The 16,696-nt window shown below is 68.2% G+C and carries 18 protein-coding genes; 2 read left to right on the top strand and 16 right to left on the bottom strand.

Annotated elements, in window-relative coordinates:
- Window positions 1–131: 131 nt before the first annotated feature.
- Complete coding sequence (locus DMH01_RS01685; protein WP_125673354.1) at window positions 132–1,412, top strand: CdaR family transcriptional regulator; 1,281 nt, start codon at window positions 132–134, stop codon at window positions 1,410–1,412.
- Between the two features lie 23 nt (window positions 1,413–1,435).
- On the opposite strand, the gene DMH01_RS01680 is transcribed toward DMH01_RS01685, so the two are convergent.
- The 5 genes from DMH01_RS01680 to DMH01_RS01660 form a co-directional block, all read right to left on the bottom strand.
- A complete protein-coding gene (locus DMH01_RS01680; protein ID WP_125673353.1) occupies window positions 1,436–2,053 on the bottom strand; it encodes a hypothetical protein in 618 nt (205 codons plus the stop codon).
- A complete protein-coding gene (locus tag DMH01_RS01675; RefSeq protein ID WP_125673352.1) occupies window positions 2,017–3,381 on the bottom strand; it encodes a DUF6801 domain-containing protein in 1,365 nt (454 codons plus the stop codon). The genes DMH01_RS01680 and DMH01_RS01675 overlap by 37 nt, the downstream gene beginning before the upstream one ends.
- Window positions 3,382–3,397: 16 nt before the next feature.
- The gene (locus DMH01_RS01670) at window positions 3,398–4,018 is read right to left on the bottom strand and encodes a DUF6801 domain-containing protein (protein ID WP_233621375.1); all 621 of its coding nucleotides are present in this window, start codon (window positions 4,016–4,018) and stop codon (window positions 3,398–3,400) included.
- Between the two features lie 20 nt (window positions 4,019–4,038).
- The gene (locus tag DMH01_RS01665; RefSeq protein ID WP_125673350.1) at window positions 4,039–4,644 is read right to left on the bottom strand and encodes a DUF6801 domain-containing protein; all 606 of its coding nucleotides are present in this window, start codon (window positions 4,642–4,644) and stop codon (window positions 4,039–4,041) included.
- 69 nt (window positions 4,645–4,713) lie between these two features.
- The gene (locus tag DMH01_RS01660; RefSeq protein ID WP_233621374.1) at window positions 4,714–5,319 is read right to left on the bottom strand and encodes a DUF6801 domain-containing protein; all 606 of its coding nucleotides are present in this window, start codon (window positions 5,317–5,319) and stop codon (window positions 4,714–4,716) included.
- A gap of 366 nt (window positions 5,320–5,685) precedes the next feature.
- Here DMH01_RS01660 and DMH01_RS01655 point away from each other — a divergent pair, with 366 nt between their 5' ends.
- On the top strand, window positions 5,686–6,603 hold the full coding sequence (locus tag DMH01_RS01655; RefSeq protein WP_125674281.1) for a hypothetical protein: 918 nt from the start codon (window positions 5,686–5,688) through the stop codon (window positions 6,601–6,603).
- 53 nt (window positions 6,604–6,656) lie between these two features.
- Here the strand turns inward: DMH01_RS01655 and DMH01_RS01650 are convergent, their stop codons facing one another.
- Genes DMH01_RS01650 through DMH01_RS01600 form a run of 11 tightly spaced genes read right to left on the bottom strand, consistent with a single transcriptional unit; the run spans window position 6,657 to window position 16,565 of the window.
- A complete protein-coding gene (locus tag DMH01_RS01650) occupies window positions 6,657–7,316 on the bottom strand; it encodes a hypothetical protein (RefSeq protein WP_125673348.1) in 660 nt (219 codons plus the stop codon).
- A gap of 48 nt (window positions 7,317–7,364) precedes the next feature.
- Window positions 7,365–7,934: a hypothetical protein gene (locus DMH01_RS01645; RefSeq protein WP_125673347.1), complete on the bottom strand. Its 570-nt coding sequence runs from the start codon at window positions 7,932–7,934 to the stop codon at window positions 7,365–7,367.
- Complete coding sequence (locus tag DMH01_RS01640) at window positions 7,931–8,434, bottom strand: hypothetical protein (RefSeq protein WP_125673346.1); 504 nt, start codon at window positions 8,432–8,434, stop codon at window positions 7,931–7,933. Before DMH01_RS01640 ends, DMH01_RS01645 begins: the two co-directional genes overlap by 4 nt.
- A complete protein-coding gene (locus DMH01_RS01635; RefSeq protein WP_125673345.1) occupies window positions 8,419–9,612 on the bottom strand; it encodes an MCE family protein in 1,194 nt (397 codons plus the stop codon). The genes DMH01_RS01640 and DMH01_RS01635 overlap by 16 nt, the downstream gene beginning before the upstream one ends.
- Window positions 9,612–10,667, bottom strand: a complete 1,056-nt coding sequence (locus DMH01_RS01630) for an MCE family protein (RefSeq protein ID WP_125673344.1) — start codon at window positions 10,665–10,667, stop codon at window positions 9,612–9,614. The genes DMH01_RS01635 and DMH01_RS01630 overlap by 1 nt, the downstream gene beginning before the upstream one ends.
- Window positions 10,667–11,659 carry an MCE family protein gene (locus tag DMH01_RS01625; protein WP_125673343.1) on the bottom strand — a complete coding sequence of 331 codons (993 nt, stop codon included), beginning with the start codon at window positions 11,657–11,659 and terminating at the stop codon, window positions 10,667–10,669. Before DMH01_RS01625 ends, DMH01_RS01630 begins: the two co-directional genes overlap by 1 nt.
- Window positions 11,656–12,645, bottom strand: coding sequence for an MCE family protein (locus DMH01_RS01620; protein WP_125673342.1), 990 nt, complete (start codon window positions 12,643–12,645; stop codon window positions 11,656–11,658). Before DMH01_RS01620 ends, DMH01_RS01625 begins: the two co-directional genes overlap by 4 nt.
- A complete protein-coding gene (locus DMH01_RS01615) occupies window positions 12,642–13,649 on the bottom strand; it encodes an MCE family protein (RefSeq protein ID WP_125673341.1) in 1,008 nt (335 codons plus the stop codon). Before DMH01_RS01615 ends, DMH01_RS01620 begins: the two co-directional genes overlap by 4 nt.
- The gene (locus DMH01_RS01610; RefSeq protein WP_125673340.1) at window positions 13,646–14,911 is read right to left on the bottom strand and encodes an MCE family protein; all 1,266 of its coding nucleotides are present in this window, start codon (window positions 14,909–14,911) and stop codon (window positions 13,646–13,648) included. Before DMH01_RS01610 ends, DMH01_RS01615 begins: the two co-directional genes overlap by 4 nt.
- A complete protein-coding gene (locus DMH01_RS01605; protein ID WP_125673339.1) occupies window positions 14,908–15,771 on the bottom strand; it encodes an ABC transporter permease in 864 nt (287 codons plus the stop codon). Before DMH01_RS01605 ends, DMH01_RS01610 begins: the two co-directional genes overlap by 4 nt.
- Complete coding sequence (locus DMH01_RS01600) at window positions 15,771–16,565, bottom strand: ABC transporter permease (protein ID WP_020630757.1); 795 nt, start codon at window positions 16,563–16,565, stop codon at window positions 15,771–15,773. The genes DMH01_RS01605 and DMH01_RS01600 overlap by 1 nt, the downstream gene beginning before the upstream one ends.
- Between the last annotated feature and the right edge of the window lie 131 nt (window positions 16,566–16,696).

Here is a 16,696-nt window from a genome sequence, read left to right as displayed (position 1 = left end):
TCACGATGGTGACAAGAAATCGGTTTCTTCTGCGAAAGGTGACACATTCACGAGCGACTTCGCGATGTGTTCGTTGTCACCCCACGACGATCGTGGGATGTCAGGACGCTGGGCGGAGCAAAGGAGCTGCGATGTCGGTGGAGCGCGGAATCGAACACGCTGCGCAGCCCCCTGCGGCACTTCCCCGCAAGCTCGCCGACATTTTGCGACCGGAACTGGGCAGTCTCGCCAACGAGATCGTCGACGAGATCCGGGCGACCATCCCCGCGTACGCGCGCCCGCTCGACGGGCCGTACGGGAAGTCGATCCGCGCGGGCGTCGAGTACGCGATCACGTTGTTCGTCGCCCAGATCGCGGATCCGAGTGTGTCGAAGGAACAGTCGCACGAGGTCCACCATCGCCTCGGGCAGAACGAGATGCGGGAAGGCCGCAGCCTCGACACCCTCCAGTCGGCGTACCGGGTCGGGGCCAGGGTTTCGTGGCGGCGCATCATGCGGGTCGGCCGCCGCAGCGGCCTCTCGTCGGCGGTGATGTCGCAACTGGCCGACGCGATGCTCGCGTTCATGGACGAGCTCGCGTCCGTCGCGCTGGACGGCTACCTCGAAGCGAAGGCGCGCACCGCCGGGGCGCTGGACACCTGGCGCCGCAAACTGCTGCACCTGGTGCTGGAAACCCCGCCCGCGCCGTCGAAGGCGATCGCGGAACTCGCGCAGCTGACCGGCTGGACGGTGCCCGAGCGCGCGACGCCGGTGGTGCTGCACCCGATCGGCGACACCGTCAGACCGCGGCGGCACAACGCGGTGGATTCGGACGTCCTCGCCGAACTCGACTGCGCTGAGCCGCGTGTGCTCGTCCCCGGCGAGCTCTCCGCCGCCCGCCTGGCCACCCTGCAGGCCGCGCTGCCGGACTACCGGCTCTCGATCGGCCCGTGCCGCCCGCTGGACTCCGTCGCCGATTCCCTCCGCTGGGCGCGCGAGGCCCTGCACCTGTCCGAACGCGGCATCATCCAGGCCCGCCGGGTGATCCGCGCCGAAGACCATCTCGCCACCCTGCTCGTGAACGCCGACGCCGCGCTGACCTGCCAGCTGCGCGACCGCCTGTTCGCCCCGCTCGCGGAGATGACCGGGAAACAGCGGGAACGGCTGCTCGAAACCCTGCGCGCCTGGCTGGACAGCCAGGGCAACGTCGTCGACATCGCCGAACGTCTCCAGGTGCACCCGCAGACCGTGCGTTACCGCATGCGGCAGTTGCAGGCGACCTTCGGCGAGCACCTGCGCGACCCGGGAGCGCGGTTCGAAATGGAGCTCGCGCTGCGGGCCGGCGTCAACCCTTCGGCGTCGGCGGGATTCGCGCTGCCGGAGGTGCTTCCGGCGCCGCGCAAAAGTCCACAGTGGACGCCGAGCGGCTCGTAGCGACGGTCTTCAGATCCGAGCTCTCACAGCGTTTTCCATTGCTCGTAGCACTCCTTTTCCGCGGACGGGGGAAGGAGGTGGTCGATCCGCCGGAGGTGCCAGAGCAGGCTCAGCCGTCCGACGATCGCGCGGGCTTCAGGTCCTGGCGACGGACCCGCCAGGAGTTCGCGTGCCGTTTCGACCGGCGGCGAGTCGTGCAGGAGCTCGTGGAGTAGTCGCATCGGGTCGAGGAGAGCGATGTCCGTCCTGGGGCCGATGGCGAGGATCAGTGTCGTGGACAGATGGAACCTGTTCGCTGTCGCGGACCGCCAGCTGTAACCGCCGTAGGGCATCAGCCAGGAAAAGAACGTCTCGGCGATCTCGGCGCAGTGCCGCAACCGATCGTCGGTGAGTTCCCGGCAGTGCTTGATGAACCCGCCCCGGAAGTCCTCGTCGATCAACACCCAGGGCGCCTCCAGCAGATCGATCGGATTCGCCCTCGCCAGCCGCGCGGGATCGACGGCCGCCAGCATGTCGGTCAGCTCCTCGAAGGTCATCCACCTGACCTCCGAGAACGTGGGTAGTACCGTCTGGTTTTCGCTCATGAACGAGTCCTCGCCGATCGTCAGCGACGCGCCACCGGCGGCTCCGCGTTCGGGCATTTGCGGACGTCGTCCCAGGGCAAGCCGACCTGGTTGACCCCGACACACGCCTGGTTGCCCGGCCCCGAGCCCATTCCGCTCAGCAGGGAGTCGAGGTCCTCCTTGACCCCGCAACCGGAGAACGTGGGCAGGGTGAAGCCCCGGTAAGCGGGATTCGGGTCGTTCGGGTCCGTCCGCAGCACGCCGCCGTAGCTCACGTCCCAGTTCGGTCCGCGCAGGTTCAGCACGATCGGCTCACTGGTCACGCAGTTCGAGCCGACGTCGAGGGCGACGCCGTTGACGGTCACGTCCTTGAACTTCCCGAACACTTCGAGCCGGGTGGTGGCCGTCGTCGTGGTGTCCCCGTGGAGCTGGCCGTCGACGTCGATGACGTTGTTGCCCGTCTTGTAGTCGGGCGGCAGGAGTTCCAGCGTCCCGTTGATCGGCACGAAACCGAAGCCGAGGATCGTCACCTTGCTCGGCGGCATGATCGTGGAGCCGGTGAAGCGATGCGGCGGTTCCATGTACACGTGCCAGAAGGCGTTGAAGATGAACGAGGGCGCCAGCCGGACGACCGCGCCCAGTTTCGCCACCGTCGAGAGGCCCTGCGTTTCGAACGGCAGCAAGGGCTGCACGAAGATCGGCTCACGTTCGTCGTCGGCGTCCTGTGCCTTCGCCTCGGCCGCGGGCTTCTTGCCGGGTTTCGCGTCCCCCGGTTTCGCGGCCTCCATCTTCAGGAGCGTGATCTTGCCCAGTTCGGTGTCCTGATCCGGAGCCTGTGTACAGGTGACCGGTTTCAGCGGCGTCTCCGTCGCCGGCACGGCGGTCAGCGCGAGGGACGGCGTTCCCGTGGTGAGCCGGAGTTCGCCGGGGAGGCTCACCACGATGTCGGGCACCTTGCCCTTCGCGACCAGCTTCAGCTCACCGGTGGCGGGGACCTTGGTCGCCGGGATCTCGAGGGCGACCGGGACCGGGCTCTTCTTGTCCTCGCGCGTGGCCGTGAGCTCGATCGTCGCCGCGCCGGCCACTTCGGTGAGGCCGCCCAGCGTTCCCTCGGGGAGGGTGAACGTCAGGGAGAAATCCCTGACCTGTAATGGTTTTCCCGTGGGTACGACCTTCGGCAGGGTGGCCTGGACCTCCATCGGCACCGGCCGTTCGCCGACCGGATCCGGGAAGACGCAAGTGTTTCCCAGGGTTTGCCGGGCCGGCGCGGCGCCCTGCAGCGGCGTCTCGGCGGTCGCCGGATCGGTCGCCGCCGAGGAGGCGAGCGCCCCGTGCGCCCCCGCGAGCAGGATCACGCCCGCCAGTACGGGAAGCCTCCCGAGTGTCCGGCGAACCTGCTGCGTCATCTGGCTTCCTCTCCTGTCACACGACCGGGATAGCCGGGGCGAACGCGCGGTTCTGCGCCGGGTTCGTGTTCTTGACCGTACAGTTCAGCGTCCACGGATCCCAGCTTCCGTCGCGCTTGTGGAAATCGAGTTCGAGCTTGAACGTCGTGCCGAGAGCCAGGACCGCGGAACCGGGCGCCCCCGCGGTGAAGGCCGGCGCGGAAGTGGCGGTGTCCTGGGCGAAGCCGACCGTGCGTGGCCCGGGTACGTAGGGCGTGATCTGCTCCGGCACGTCCAGTCCCGCCACGGTCACCGATGCGGGGGTGACGTTCGTGCCGGACAGCGGTGCGGTGGCCCGGCCGCGGACCCCGTCGTAGTTGGCGGCGCTGAAGATCGTCGCGTTGTGGAGGGCGCTGAAGGTCGCGGTACCCGCGATCGCGTCCGGGGTGAACGTGCCGCCGGCGGCCACCGTGCCCGGGCCGTCGAACCTGGCCGTGATGTCGAGCGGCTGCTGGCCGATCATGGGGAAGCCGCACATGTACACGACGACGCCGGTGGCGTGAGCGGTGGCGGCCGATGCCTGTCCGGTGGCGAGCGGGGTGAGCGCCGCGACCGAGACGGCGAAGACCGCGCTCATCCGCCGGACCTGCTGTCTCACCAGGCTTCCTCTCATGTTCGTCAGGTGACCGGGATCGCCGGGGCGAACGTCCGGTTCTGCGGCGGGTTGGTGACTCGCACGGCACAAGCGACCTGCCACGGCATCCATGCGCCGTTGCGGTTGCGGAGTTCGAGGGTGAAGCTCAGCGGTGTACCGAGTGCGAGCGTCGCCGTCCCGGGTGATCCTGCAGTGAAGGTGAGCACGGCGCTGCCCGGGTCTTCCACGAGGTGCGCGGTGAAGGGCGCCACGAACGGGCCTGGCACCTCGGGCAGCTTCATGGTCACGGTGCTCACCGGGGGCGGGAGCACGTTCGTCCCGGTGATCGGTGCGGCCAGCCCGCCACGGATACGGTCGAAACCGGCGTTGAAGAAGGCGACGGCGGCGGCGTTGAAGGTCATGGAGCCGGTGAATCCGGCCGGGGTGAAGCTGCCGCCGCTCGGCACGGAATCGGGGCCGTCGAAGGACATCGTGACGTACACCGGCTGCGCGCCGACGCCGGGAAGGTTGCAGGAGTAGGTGAGGGTGCCGGTGGAGTGGTCCGTCGCCGCCGCGGCCGTGGGCGCCGCGAGAACGCCGGACACGAGGACGGCGATGATGGCGGCCGGCCTGCCGAGTGCCCGTCGCATGCGGACTCCTTTCACGGTCGCGAGGGGGACCCGTGCGGGCGGGCGTCCCCGCACCGCACGGGTGGTTCATCAGGTGACCGGGATCGCCGGGCTGAACGCCCGGTTCTGCGCCGGGTTGGTGTTCTTCACGGTGCAGTTGAAGTTCCACGCCGTCCAGGTGCCGTCCTTCTTGTGGAAGTCCAGCGGCGCGTTGATCGTGGTGCCGAGCGAGGCGGTCGCCGAACCCGGCGTGCCCGCCGTGAACGTCGGCACGCCGGTGCCCGCGTCCTGGACGATGTTGAACGTCCGCGGCCCCGGCACGTACGGGTTGATCTGGGTCGGAACGTCCAGGTTGGTCACCGTCGCCGAAGCCGGCGAGGCGTTGGTGACCGTGACCGGCATGTTCGCCTTGCCGCGCACGCCGTCGTAGTTGGCGGCGTTGAGCAGCGCGTTGATGGTGGCGTTGATGGTGGCGGAGCCCGCGACGGACGCCGGGGTGAAGGTGCCGCCGGCGGCGACCGAGTCCGGTCCGGTGAAGTTCGCCTTCACGTCCAGCTGCTGCTGGCCGATGCCGGGGAAGTTGCACATGTAGGCGACGGTGCCGGTGGCGTAGGTGGTCGCGGCCGCGGCCGTGCCGGCGGTGAGCACGGCGACGGCGCCGAACACGATGCCGGTGGTGGCGACGCCGGCTGACAACTTGCCAAGTCTACGGGACATACCTGTCATCTCCTTTGATCCAGTTTACGTCTCGGGCGGCTTTCCCCATGCGCCTTTCGGCGGATTTTTCTGATCAAATATGCTCGACTAGAGCGGCTTTCTCGGTGGTGGGGTAAACCGAGGTTACCCGCGAGTTATGTACGTAACAAGGATTCATGTCGACATGTTTCGGAGTGGGTGAGGAGCCCGTTCTTTCTTGTCAGTGGACGCTGAATGCGATTATGAAGTTTGTCCGGCGATGACAAAGAAGCCGCCGACCGGCGGAACCGGGTTAACATTTCCCGCATGGCTTCAGTCAATCGACGATCCGCGACACGGCGCGTGACGAGTACCGCGATAGCCGTAATGATCGCCACGGTTTCCCTTTCCGGCACCGCGCACGCCGCGCCCACCGGCGAACCGCGGCCCTGGGGAAGCAACGACTATCAACAGGGGCAGGGCACCGTGCCCGTCTCGGCCTTCGGCGCGACCGCCGTCTCCGCGGGCTCGCTCACCCACCTCGCCCTCAAGGACGGCGGTGTGATCGCCTGGGGCAACAACAGTTACGGCCAGGCCACCGTGCCCGCCTCGGCCACGTCGGGCGTCTCGGCGATCGCGGCGGGCTGGGCGCACGAGCTCGCGCTCAAGAACGGCGGTGTGATCGCCTGGGGCAACGGTTTCTACGGTCAGAACGTCGTCCCGGCCGCCGCCACCTCGGGGGTCACGGCCATCTCCACCACCGCGTACTTCAACCTGGCGCTCAAGAACGGCGGCGTGCTGAGCTGGGGTTCCAGGACCACCGTTCCCCCGGCGGTCACCTCGGGCGTGACCGCGATCGCCGCGGGCGTCGACCACGGCCTCGCCATCAAGAACGGTGGCGTGATCGGCTGGGGCAGCAACTCGAAGGGCCAGATCGCCGTGCCGTCGGCGGCGGTGTCCGGGGTGACGGCGATCTCGGGCGGGTTCCGCCACAGCATCGCGCTGAAGAACGGCGGTGTCATCGCCTGGGGCGACAACACTTATGGCCAGTCGTCGGTGCCACCGGAGGCACAGTCGGACGTCGTCGCCATCGACGCCGGCTACAACCACAACGTCGTGCTGAAGGCGGACGGGAGTGTCTTCGCCTGGGGCAGCAACCTCAAGCAGGAAAGCCGGGACACCAGCTGGGATCCGCCGATGGACATGTGGAAATCGTCCGGCGTGTGCACTCCGGTCTACGCCGTTTCCGCTGGTGACGGCACCGGGGTCGCGCTGGTCGACCCGGCCGCGCCGCAGTTCTGCTGACGATCTCGTGAGTGGTGAGGACGGTGGGAACCGTCCTCACCACTCACCAGGTCTTAGGACAGGTTCGACTTCATGCTCAGGTTGATCGTGTTGTCCGGACCGGAGATCAACGCCCCCAGCGCGAGGTCGTTGATGAAGCAGTCCTTGAACTCTGGGATGGTGAACGTCCCCGAAGACGGGATGGTCGGCGCGAACAGGTCGACGTTCTTCGAGACCAGGGTCAGGTCCAGCGGCTTGACCGTCTTGCAGGCGTTCGGCACCGTCGGGAGCGGGATGACCGGCCAGAACAGGCCCACCACGATGTTGTCGATCAGCATGTTCGCCTGCGAATGGGTGGTCAGATCGCCGTTGGCGAGCGTGCCGGTGACCGGGCCGGTCGGCTCGATCCGCACGCGGGCCTTGATCTTGAAGACGCCCGAGACCAGCGAGATGTTCGCCGTCGAGGGCGGCAGGGAAAGGTTCCCCCGGATGCCGACGTTGTCACCGTCGATGACCAGGGCGCCGTCGAGCTGGCCCGGGCCGAGGTCGAGGGTGCCGCCGGTCTTCTTCACCGTGGTCTTCCCGGTGACGGTGTAGGACACCGGGATCTCCACCGGGTCGTCCGCGAGGGCCGGGGTCGCCGCGAGGCTGCCCGCCACGGCGAGCGCGGAAGTGAGCGCGACGACCGTGCCGAGACGGCGACGGGCTGTTTTAGGGCGCGTTCGACCGAACATGTTTCTCCTCGTTTTCTCTCCTGGTTTACAAAGCGGACGAATGAGGGATCATCGGGGAACGAGATCGGTGATGACCCAGTTGCCGTCTTCGCGTTCCGCGGTGATCGAAAGCTGCGCCGCGGCCGCTGTCGAAGAATTGTTGTCGGCCCGGGTGGCCGCTTGATCGAGGAATACCAGCAGCCTCGCTTTACCGTCGCCGAGTTCCTGGACGGCGGATGAGGAGACGCGGGTGGTGAGAACCAGTTTCTGTGCCGGAGCCTTTTCCCGGACTTGGGCGAACAACTGGTTGTACGACTCCAGTGCCTTGCCTCTGAGCACCGACGCGGCCGCCCTTTCGGTGGCGTCGGTCCGGTCGTAGGAATAGGAGAAGATCTTGTCGAGCGCGACGGTCACCGCGGAGTTCACCTCGGCCGTCGCGCCGACGTCGGTGAGCGCGGTGTTCGCCGCCGACGGCGCCGCCGAGATCGACCTCGCCTCCAGCGTGAACCACACCCCGGCCGCCACCAGCACGGCAGCCGCGACCAGCAGGATCAACGGCAGCTTCGGGCGGCGCGACGGCTTCTCGGCGACGACCTCTTCTTCGACGGCCTCGGTCTCGGTGTCGGCCGTGGCGGTCATCGCGCACCCACCGGCAGCTGGTCGAGCGCGCTGAGCTTCCAGCCTTCGTCCGTCCTGGTCAGCCCGGCGGCGAACCGGTTGCGCTTCGTCGTCGGCGCCGCGCCCTCCTTCGCCATCGTGATCTCCACCGACGCCAGCATCTTGGCCGTTCCCGCGTGGTCGTCCAGCTCGCTGATCGCCGCGTCGAGCACCTTGCCCGTCGAGACGGTCGCGTCCTTGGTGAGCGTCCGTTTCGTCGCGTCGTCGGCCTTGCCCAGCTGATCGCGCAGCGGGCCCGTGGACGCGGCGAGCCAGTCGGCGATGCCCTGGTCGACGCGGTGGTGGTCGAGGCTCGTGAGCCGGGCGACGAGTTCACGCCCGGACTTCAGCGCTTCGTCGCGGGAGTTCCCGTAGGCCACCGCCGTCGAACCCGTCGCGGTGAACCAGGTGTACCCGGCCCATCCCGCGAAGGCGCAGGCCGCGGCGAACACGGCGATCGCGATCTTCAGTTGCGCAGCCACAACATCTCCTCGAGGCTGGTGGACGTCGGCTGGCCGTCGGCGCCGAAGCCGCCGGGGATCGCGGCGGGCGGGACGCCGCCCTTCGGCGCGTTCTGCGAGCCTCGGACCGAACTCGGGTTGCCCCTGTCGAGCGTGCACGCGGCACCGGTGTTGAACGGCAGCGGCGAGACTTCCGCGCTGCTGCGGATCTTCGTGCCCTCGTAGCCCTTGGCGCAGGGCATGGGGTCGAAGAAGGTCAGCACCAGTTCGGTCCGCACGGAACCCCCGTCGACGGCGGCGTCGACCGCGGACACCGCCTTCGGGGTGTTGATCAGCAACTGCCTGAGGCCGTCGGTGCGCGCGGAGAACACCTGCGACGTGGTGAGCAGGTTCGCCAGCAGGATCGGCAGGCCCGGCTCGTTGTCCCGCAGCAGCCCGGAGAGCTGGGTCGCCGCGTCGGGCGCGGTCGCGATCAGCCGCCGCAGGTCACCGTCCGAACGGGACAGCTGTTCGGCGAACTGCTTGGCGTTGCCGCTGAACTGCCGCCACGCCTGCGACGAGTCGACCTGGGTCTTCAGCACGGTCGAGCCGTCGGTGATCAGCTTCTCCGTCTGCGGCAGGTGGTTCGCGGCCTGTTTCGTGAAGTCGGTGGTGGAGTCCAGCAGCACCTGCAGGTTCGCGCCGGAACCACGCAGGGCGTTGTCGAGTTCGTCGACCACGGTCCGCAGATCCTCGGTCGGCACGGACGCGGTCAGCGAGTCGAGGTCGGTCAGCAGATGCTGCACCGGCAGCGGAACGGCCGTCGCCTCGCGCGGGATGACCGAACCTTCGGCGAGGTACGGCCCGTCTCCGGTCCGCGGCTGGAGGTCGACGAACTGCTCGCCCACCGCGGACCGGTTCGCCACGACGGCCCGCGAGTTCGCCGGGATCGGCGGGGCGTCGTCGTCGATCACCAGATCCGCTTCCATCCCGCCGTCGGTGAGCCGCAGTTCGCCGACCCGGCCGACGGCGACGCCGCGATAGGTCACCTCGCCGTTGGTGAACAGGCCGCCGCCGTCGGTCAGCGCGAGCTTCACGGTGTACCCGCCCGCCCCGAAGAGCCGGCCGAGCCCCGCGTAGCTGGCGCCGACGAACGCCGTCGTCGCCAGCGCGAGGATGACGAACGCGATCACCTGGATCCGGACACGGGTGGTGAGCATCAGCTACCTCCGGAGGACGGCAGCGGCAAGGTCGGGAGTCCCGGCGGAACCCCTTCGCCGGGGGGAGGGAGCTCGACGCCCGGCGCGGGGATGACCGAGGCGTAGACGTTCAGGTAGTCGCCCTTGATGCCGTCGCGGACGGCGTCGGTGAACGGGAACGTCGGCAGGATCTCCAGCGACTTGGGCAGGCTCTCGCCGGCGTCGGCCAGCCGTTTGAGGATCGGCGCGAGCGCGGTGAGGTCCGCGACGAGGTCGGCCCGGCTCTTCTTGATCACGTCGACGCCGACCCCGGAGAGCCGGTCCAGCGACTGCAGCATCGAGACGAGCTGGGTGCGCTGGTCGGAGAGGCTCTGGAGGCCGGGGGTGAGATCGGTGAGCGCGCCTTCGACCTGCTTCTTCCGGTTCGCCAGCGTCGTCGAGAGCCGGTTGAGCCCGTCGAGGGCGGAGGTGATGTCGGAGCGGTGCGTGTCCAGATTGGACACCAGCTGTTCCACAGTGGACAGGAACGAGCGGATCTCCTCTTCGTTGCCGTCCATCACCTTCGACAGCTCCCGGTTGATGGTCTGCAACTGACCGATCCCGCCGCCGTTGAGGAGCAGGGACAGCGCGCCGAAGACCTCTTCGAACTCCGGGTTGCGGTTCGTGCTCGCGACCGGGATCACCGCGCCCTCGCCGAGCCTGCCCTCGGCCTTCGCCGCGCTCGGGGCGAGTTCGATGAACTTCTCGCCGAGCAGGCTGGACTGCCGTAGCCGCGCGATGGCGTTGGCGGGCAGGTGGACGTCGCCGTTGACCGCCAGGACGGTCTCGGCCGTCCAGCCGTCTTCGCCGAGCTTGATCGTCTCGACCCGGCCGACCGGGACGTCGCCGACCTTCACCGCGGCCTGCGGGACCAGGTCGAGGACGTCGGCGAACTGCACGGTCACCCGGTACGGATGGTCGCCGATGTCCGCGCCGCCGGGCAGCGGCAGGTCGTAGACGCCCTTGAAATCCGAGGAGCAGGCGGTGAGCGCGACACAGCACGCGGCGAGCACGGCGAGCGCCCGTTTCGTGGCCATCAGCGCCCCCCGGTGTAGGTGGCGCCGGCGACGGGCAGCGGGAGCGGGGCGTACTCGAGCATGTTGCCGCGGCTCTGCAGCTTGCCGGTCTTCGGATCGACGGCTTCGAGCACGTTCGTCACCGCCAGCGGGATCGTGTCGAGGGTTTCGGCCAGCGCCGCGCGTTTGTCGACCAGCGTCCCGGTGGTCACCGCGAGCTTGTCCACATTGGACTTGATCAGCGCGCGGTTGTCCTTGATGAACTGCTGGATCTCCGCCAGGGCACCGCCGAGGCCGTTGAGCGCGCGGGCGAGCTCGTCCTTGTTCCGCGCGAGCGTGCCGGTCACCGAGGCGAGCTGCTTGTTGACCTCGCTGACGTTCCGGTCGTTGGTCGCCAGCATCGAGGTGAACCGCTGCAGTTCGTCGACGGTGGCGAACAGGTTCTGCGAGTTCCCGGACAGGGTCCTGGCGAGGTCGGCGAAGTTGCGCACCGACTCGTTGAACGGCTTGCCGTTGCCCTGGAGGTTCTTCGCGCCGGTGCGCAGCAGCTCCGAAAGCGCGCCGTCGGCGTTCGCGCCCTTGGGGCCGAGCGCCTTGGCGAGGGTGTCGAGACTGGAGTAGAGCTGGTCGAGTTCCACCGGCGTTCCGGTGCGCTCGACCGGGATCACCGCGCCGTCGTCCAGCCGGTTCCCGGCGCGCGTGAGCTTGGTGAACTGGACGTAGCGGTCGGCCACCACGCTCGGCGCCACGACCAGCACGTTCGTGTCGGCGGCGATCGGGGTCGACCCGTCGACGGTCAGGACGACCTTGACCCGTTCTCCTTCCGGGGCGACCGATTCGACCTGGCCGACCCGGACGCCGAGCACCCGCACGTCCGATCCGCTGTAGACGCCGACGGCGCGCGAGAAGTACACGGTGACGCGGTCGAGCCCGTTGCCGGAGAAGATCCACCAGAGCCCGCCGACGACGGCCAGCGCGAGCACGAGCGCGAGGGTGACGAACCTGCTGATCACCGGCCACCTCCCGGGATCGGCGCGGTGCAGGGATCCCGGTTCTCCGGGATGAGCCCGCACAGGTAGCCGTCCACCCAGCGTCCGTTGCCGAGCGAGTTGTTCACCACGCGGAAGTACGGCGCGGCGAGGTCGAGGCTCTTGGCGAGATTGTCGTTCTGCCGCTGCAGGATGTCCGTCACCTCTCCGAGCTGGCTGAGCGCTCCGCCGAGCTGGTCCTTGTTGTCCTTCACCAGTCCCGAAAGCTGGGTGGCGAGCTCCTGCGAGCCGGTCAGCAGGTCGTGGATCGCCTGCCGCCGGTTGTCCAGTTCGGTCAGCAGCAGATTGCCGTCCGAGAGGAGCTTGGCGAAGTCGTCGTTCGAGTTCGCGAGCGTCGTGGTGAGGCCGTGCGCGTTGGACAGCAGGCTGGCGAGCTCGTTGTCCCTGGAGGACACGGTCTTCGACAGCGATGTCAGCCCTTCGAGCGCCTTCTTGATGTGCGCGGGCGAGTTCTTGAACGTGTCGCTCAGCGTGGTGAAGCTCTCCGCGAGCTGATCGGTGTCGATGGCGCCCGCGGTGTCGGCCAGCCCGTTGAACGCCTCCGTGACGTCGTACGGTGTCACGGTCCTGGTGCGCGGGATGAGCTGCTTCGGGTTCTGCACCGTCTCGCCGGTCGGGCGCAGGGCGAGGAACTTCCGGCCCAGCAAGGTCTTGATCTTGATCTCGGCGGCGGTCTTGTCGCCGATCCAGGCGTCCTTGACCCGGAAGCTCACCACCACGTGGTCTTCGGCGAGCCGGACGTCGCTCACCTCGCCGACCTTGATCCCGGCGATGCGGACTTCGTCGTCCTCCTGCAACCCGGCCGCTTCGGAGAATTCGGCCTGGTAGGTGGTTCCGGAGCCGATGATCGGGAGGTTCTCGTAGTTGAGCGTCGCGGTCAGCAGCGCGGCCGCGACGGCGCTGCCGACGACACCGATGACGATCGGGTTCCGCTCCTTGAAGGGTTTCACGACGTGCACCTCTCCGCCGTCGCCGGTACCCCGCGCGGAGGTTTGGTCTGCAGGACGGACGAGCACAGGTAGAAGTTCATCCACGATCCGTAGGAGCCGATCCGGCCGAGGTCGTCCAGCTTCCCCGGGAGCACGGTCAGGACGCGGTCGACTTCGGCCTTGCCCTCGTCGGTCGTCAGCTGACCGGCCAGCAGGCCGAGCCCCTCGATGCTGTCCTTGAGCGGTTTCCTGCCCTGTTCGAGCAGGCCCGCCGTGGCGGTGGTGAGATCCGCGAGCCCGGAGACGGCCTCCCCGATCTCGGTGCGGTCGCCGGCGAGCCCCGCCACCAGCTCCTTCAGCGTGGAGACCAAAGTGGACAGTGCGTCGCCCTTGCCGTTGATGCTCTTCAGCACCGTGTCCAGGTTCGTGATCACGTCGCCGATCACCTTGTCGCGGCCGGCGAGCGTGGTGGTCAGCGAACCGGTGTGCGCGAGCAGGCTTTCCACCGTGCCGCCTTCGCCCTGCAGCACCTGGACGATCTCGCCGGAGAGCTGGTTGACGTCCTTGGGCGACAAGGCCTGGAACAGCGGTTTGAAGCCGTTGAACAGTTCCGTGAGATCCAGCGCGGGCGTCGTGCGCTCCAGCGGGATCTCCGCGCCGGGCTCCAGGAGCTCGGGGGTGCCCTTGCCGCGTTCGAGCGCGATGTAGCGCTGGCCGACCATGTTGCGGTACTTGATCACCGCGGTCACGTCGGCGGGCAGCCTGCGCTGGGAGTCGAGGGAGAACCGGATGCGCGCCAGGCTGTGGTCGGCGATCTCGAGTTCCTCGATCTGGCCGACCCGGACCCCGGAGATCCGGACGTCGTCGCCGACGTTGAGCGACGTGGCGTCGAGGAACTTGGCGCTGTAGGTCTTGGTGTCGCCGAGGCCGGTGTTCGTGATGGACACCGCCAGCAGCACCGTGGCCAGCGTCGTGACGACGACGAAGATCAGCCCCTTGATCAGCGGGCTCACGAAGTTCCTCATCGCAGGGTCACCTCCGTTCCCCGGTAGAGCGGGCCGACGAGCACGCTGCCCCAGGCGGGGACCTGCGCTGCCGGGACACCGATGGACGGCGCGACCAGCGTGGAGATCAGTTCCCGCTCCTGCGGCGAGTTCGCCAGGCCGAGATCACCCTGCGCGCCCGGGAGCGCCGCGGTCTGCTCACCGGTCGCCACGATCCCTTGGCTCATCAGGCCGTTCGACGGGTAGCAGCGCGGTTCGCCGGTGGCGTCGTAGACCGGAGCGTCCTTGCCGGGTACGTATTTGCCCCGGGCCTGGGAGATGGTGATCTCCGCGTGCAGGCCGGGTTCGCCGGTGCCGGCGCCCAGCACCTGGTCCATCTGCGGCTTCAGCTTGGCGAGCGCGTCCAGCGTGCAGGCGAAGCTGGGCGAGTACTTCGCGCCGACCTCCAGCGGTGCGCGGCTGTCGGCCGCGAGCGCGATGATGTTGGCGCGGTTGTTGACGAGGAACGTCGTGACGTGCTGGGAGGACGACGTCACCTGCTGGTACACCGTCGCCAGTTCGGCCCGTTTCTCCTTGACCGTGTCGAGCGTGACGGCCGAGGCGCTCAGCGCGTCGAGCAGATCCGGCGCGATGTCGCCGTACAGCTGGGAAACCGTGGCGAGGTCGCGGATGTTGTCGTTCAGCTTCGGGAGGTTCGGGTTGAAGTCCTTCAGATAGGCGGCCGCGGTGGCGAGCGTGTCGCCGATCTGGTCGCCCCGGCCTTCCAGCGCGGTGGCGACGGTGGTCAGCGTGGTCGCGAGCTTCTGCGGTTGCACGGCCTTGAGCAGGGGCAGCAGGTTGTCGAAGACCCGCTCCAGTTCGATCGCGTTGGCCGAACGGTCCTGGCTGATCACGTCGCCGGAGGCGAGCGGCCCCGCGGTCGAACCGTCCGGAATGGACAGTTGCACGTACCGCTCGCCGAACAGTGTCTTCGGCACGAGCAGCGCGGACACGTTCTTGGGCAGTTTCGAGACCTTGCCGGGCTCCATGGCCAGGTCGATCTCCGCGCCGCCCGGTGTCGCGCGGACGTCACGGATCTCGCCGACCACCACGCCACGGGCCTTGACCTGCCCGCCCGTGCGCAACTGGTTGCCGACGCGGTCCGCCTGTAGCGTCACCGGCACGGATTCGACGAAATCCTTCCGGTAGATCTTGATCGACAACAGCACGAGGGCGGACATCACCACGAGGAACAGCACCCCGGCCGTCCTGACCCCGGCTTTGCGCAGCCCGCGCCGGCTCATCCGGCCACCTGCACCGTCGTGGTCGCGCCCCAGATCGCGAGGCTGAGGAAGAAGTCCAGCACGCTGACCGCCACGATCGCGGTCCGCACCCCGCGCCCGACGGCGACCCCGACGCCCGCCGGGCCGCCGCTCGCGCGGAAGCCGTAGTAACAGTGGGCGAGCACGATCACGACGCTGAACACCAGCACCTTGCCGAACGACCAGAGCACGTCGCCCGGTGGCAGGAACAGCAGGAAGTAGTGGTCGTAGGTGCCCGCGGACTGGCCGTAGAACCAGACGGTGATCTGGCGTGACGCGAGATACGAGGTCAGCAGGCCGATCGCGTACAACGGGATGACCGCGAGGAAACCCGCGATGATCCGGGTGGTCACCAGGTACGGGACGCTGGGGATGCCCATCACTTCGAGCGCGTCGATCTCCTCGGAGATCCGCATGGCGCCCAGTTGCGCGGTGAAACCGCAGCCGACGGTGGCCGACAACGCCAGCCCGGCCACGAGCGGCGCGATCTCGCGGGTGTTGAAGTACGCGGAGACGAACCCGGCGAACGCCGACGTGCCGACCTGGTTGAGCGCTGAATACCCCTGGAGCCCGACGACCGTGCCGGTGAACACGGTCATCCCGATCATCACGCCGATCGTGCCGCCGATGACCGCGAGCGCGCCGCTGCCGAAGCTGACTTCGGCCAGCAGGCGGGTGATCTCGCGGAGATAGCGCCGCACCGCGCGCGGCACCCAGGCGAGTGCCTTGAGGAAGAAGAGGATCTGGTCGCCGAGCGTGTCCAGGAACCCGAACCGGCGATCGACGGCTTCGCGGACCCGCGTGGCGCGGGTGTTTGTGGGGGGCGGTGTCGTCGTGACCATCAGCTGCCCTTCGCCGGGACGAGCTGCAGGTAAAGCGTCGTCAGCACGAGGTTCAACAGGAACAGGAGCAGGAACGTGATCACCACGGATTGGTTCACCGCGTCACCGACGCCTTTCGGGCCGCCTTTCGGATTGAGCCCGCGATAAGAGGCGACGATCGCCGCGACGAAACCGAAGATGACCGCCTTGATCTCGCTGATCCAGAGGTCCGGAAGCTGCGCGAGAGCGGAGAAACTGGCCAGATACGCACCCGGTGTCCCGTTCTGCATGATGACGTTGAAGAAATAGCCGCCGAGGACGCCGACCACGCTGACCATTCCGTTGAGGAATGCGGCGACCCCCATCGCGGCGAGCACCCTCGGCACGATCAGGCGCTGGATGGGGGAGACCCCGAGCACCTCCATCGCGTCGATCTCCTCGCGGATCGTGCGGGACCCGAGGTCCGCGCACATCGCCGAACCGCCGGCGCCCGCGATCAGCAACGCGGTCACGATCGGGCTGGCCTGCTGGATGATCGCCAGCACACTGGCCGCGCCGGTGAAGGACTGCGCGCCGATCTGCGCGGTCAGCGAACCGATGTGCAGCGCGATCACCGCGCCGAACGGGATCGCGACCAGCGCCGTCGGCAGGATCGACACACTCGCGATGAACCAGAACTGCTGGATCAGTTCGCGCGCCTGGAACGGCCGCCGGAAGGTCAGGCGGACGACGTCGAGGCCGAGTGAGTAGAGCCTGCCGGTCTCCCGGATCGCACCCGCGCCGGGGAATGAGGGTGCGTTAGTCCGGACGCCCACGCCGACCCTCCCGTTTTCCGGGCACGGCGAATACACCCCAGCTTGCGCAATTCCTTTGCTCCGAATGGCGGAACGGAATCGTTGAATAGGATCAACGGGGTGTTACCGTGCTGTTTGCTACTGGTCGGTAC

This window comes from Amycolatopsis sp. WAC 04182, assembly GCF_003947465.1.
In the GTDB taxonomy this organism is placed as follows: domain Bacteria; phylum Actinomycetota; class Actinomycetes; order Mycobacteriales; family Pseudonocardiaceae; genus Amycolatopsis.
The sequence above is the reverse complement of the archived record's forward strand: the minus strand, read 5'-3'. Positions and strand labels throughout refer to the sequence as shown.

What these genes read in the sequence shown, in the direction of transcription:
- DMH01_RS01665 (WP_125673350.1), bottom strand. Translation starts at nt 4,644, where the DNA reads ATGCGACGGGCACTCGGCAGGCCGGCCGCCATCATCGCCGTCCTCGTG.
- DMH01_RS01635 (WP_125673345.1), bottom strand. Translation starts at nt 9,612, where the DNA reads ATGCTCACCACCCGTGTCCGGATCCAGGTGATCGCGTTCGTCATCCTC.
- DMH01_RS01605 (WP_125673339.1), bottom strand. Translation starts at nt 15,771, where the DNA reads ATGGTCACGACGACACCGCCCCCCACAAACACCCGCGCCACGCGGGTC.
- DMH01_RS01630 (WP_125673344.1), bottom strand. Translation starts at nt 10,667, where the DNA reads ATGGCCACGAAACGGGCGCTCGCCGTGCTCGCCGCGTGCTGTGTCGCG.
- DMH01_RS01685 (WP_125673354.1), top strand. Translation starts at nt 132, where the DNA reads ATGTCGGTGGAGCGCGGAATCGAACACGCTGCGCAGCCCCCTGCGGCA.
- DMH01_RS01615 (WP_125673341.1), bottom strand. Translation starts at nt 13,649, where the DNA reads ATGAGGAACTTCGTGAGCCCGCTGATCAAGGGGCTGATCTTCGTCGTC.
- DMH01_RS01645 (WP_125673347.1), bottom strand. Translation starts at nt 7,934, where the DNA reads ATGACCGCCACGGCCGACACCGAGACCGAGGCCGTCGAAGAAGAGGTC.
- DMH01_RS01675 (WP_125673352.1), bottom strand. Translation starts at nt 3,381, where the DNA reads ATGACGCAGCAGGTTCGCCGGACACTCGGGAGGCTTCCCGTACTGGCG.
- DMH01_RS01680 (WP_125673353.1), bottom strand. Translation starts at nt 2,053, where the DNA reads ATGCCCGAACGCGGAGCCGCCGGTGGCGCGTCGCTGACGATCGGCGAG.
- DMH01_RS01650 (WP_125673348.1), bottom strand. Translation starts at nt 7,316, where the DNA reads ATGTTCGGTCGAACGCGCCCTAAAACAGCCCGTCGCCGTCTCGGCACG.
- DMH01_RS01655 (WP_125674281.1), top strand. Translation starts at nt 5,686, where the DNA reads ATGATCGCCACGGTTTCCCTTTCCGGCACCGCGCACGCCGCGCCCACC.
- DMH01_RS01610 (WP_125673340.1), bottom strand. Translation starts at nt 14,911, where the DNA reads ATGAGCCGGCGCGGGCTGCGCAAAGCCGGGGTCAGGACGGCCGGGGTG.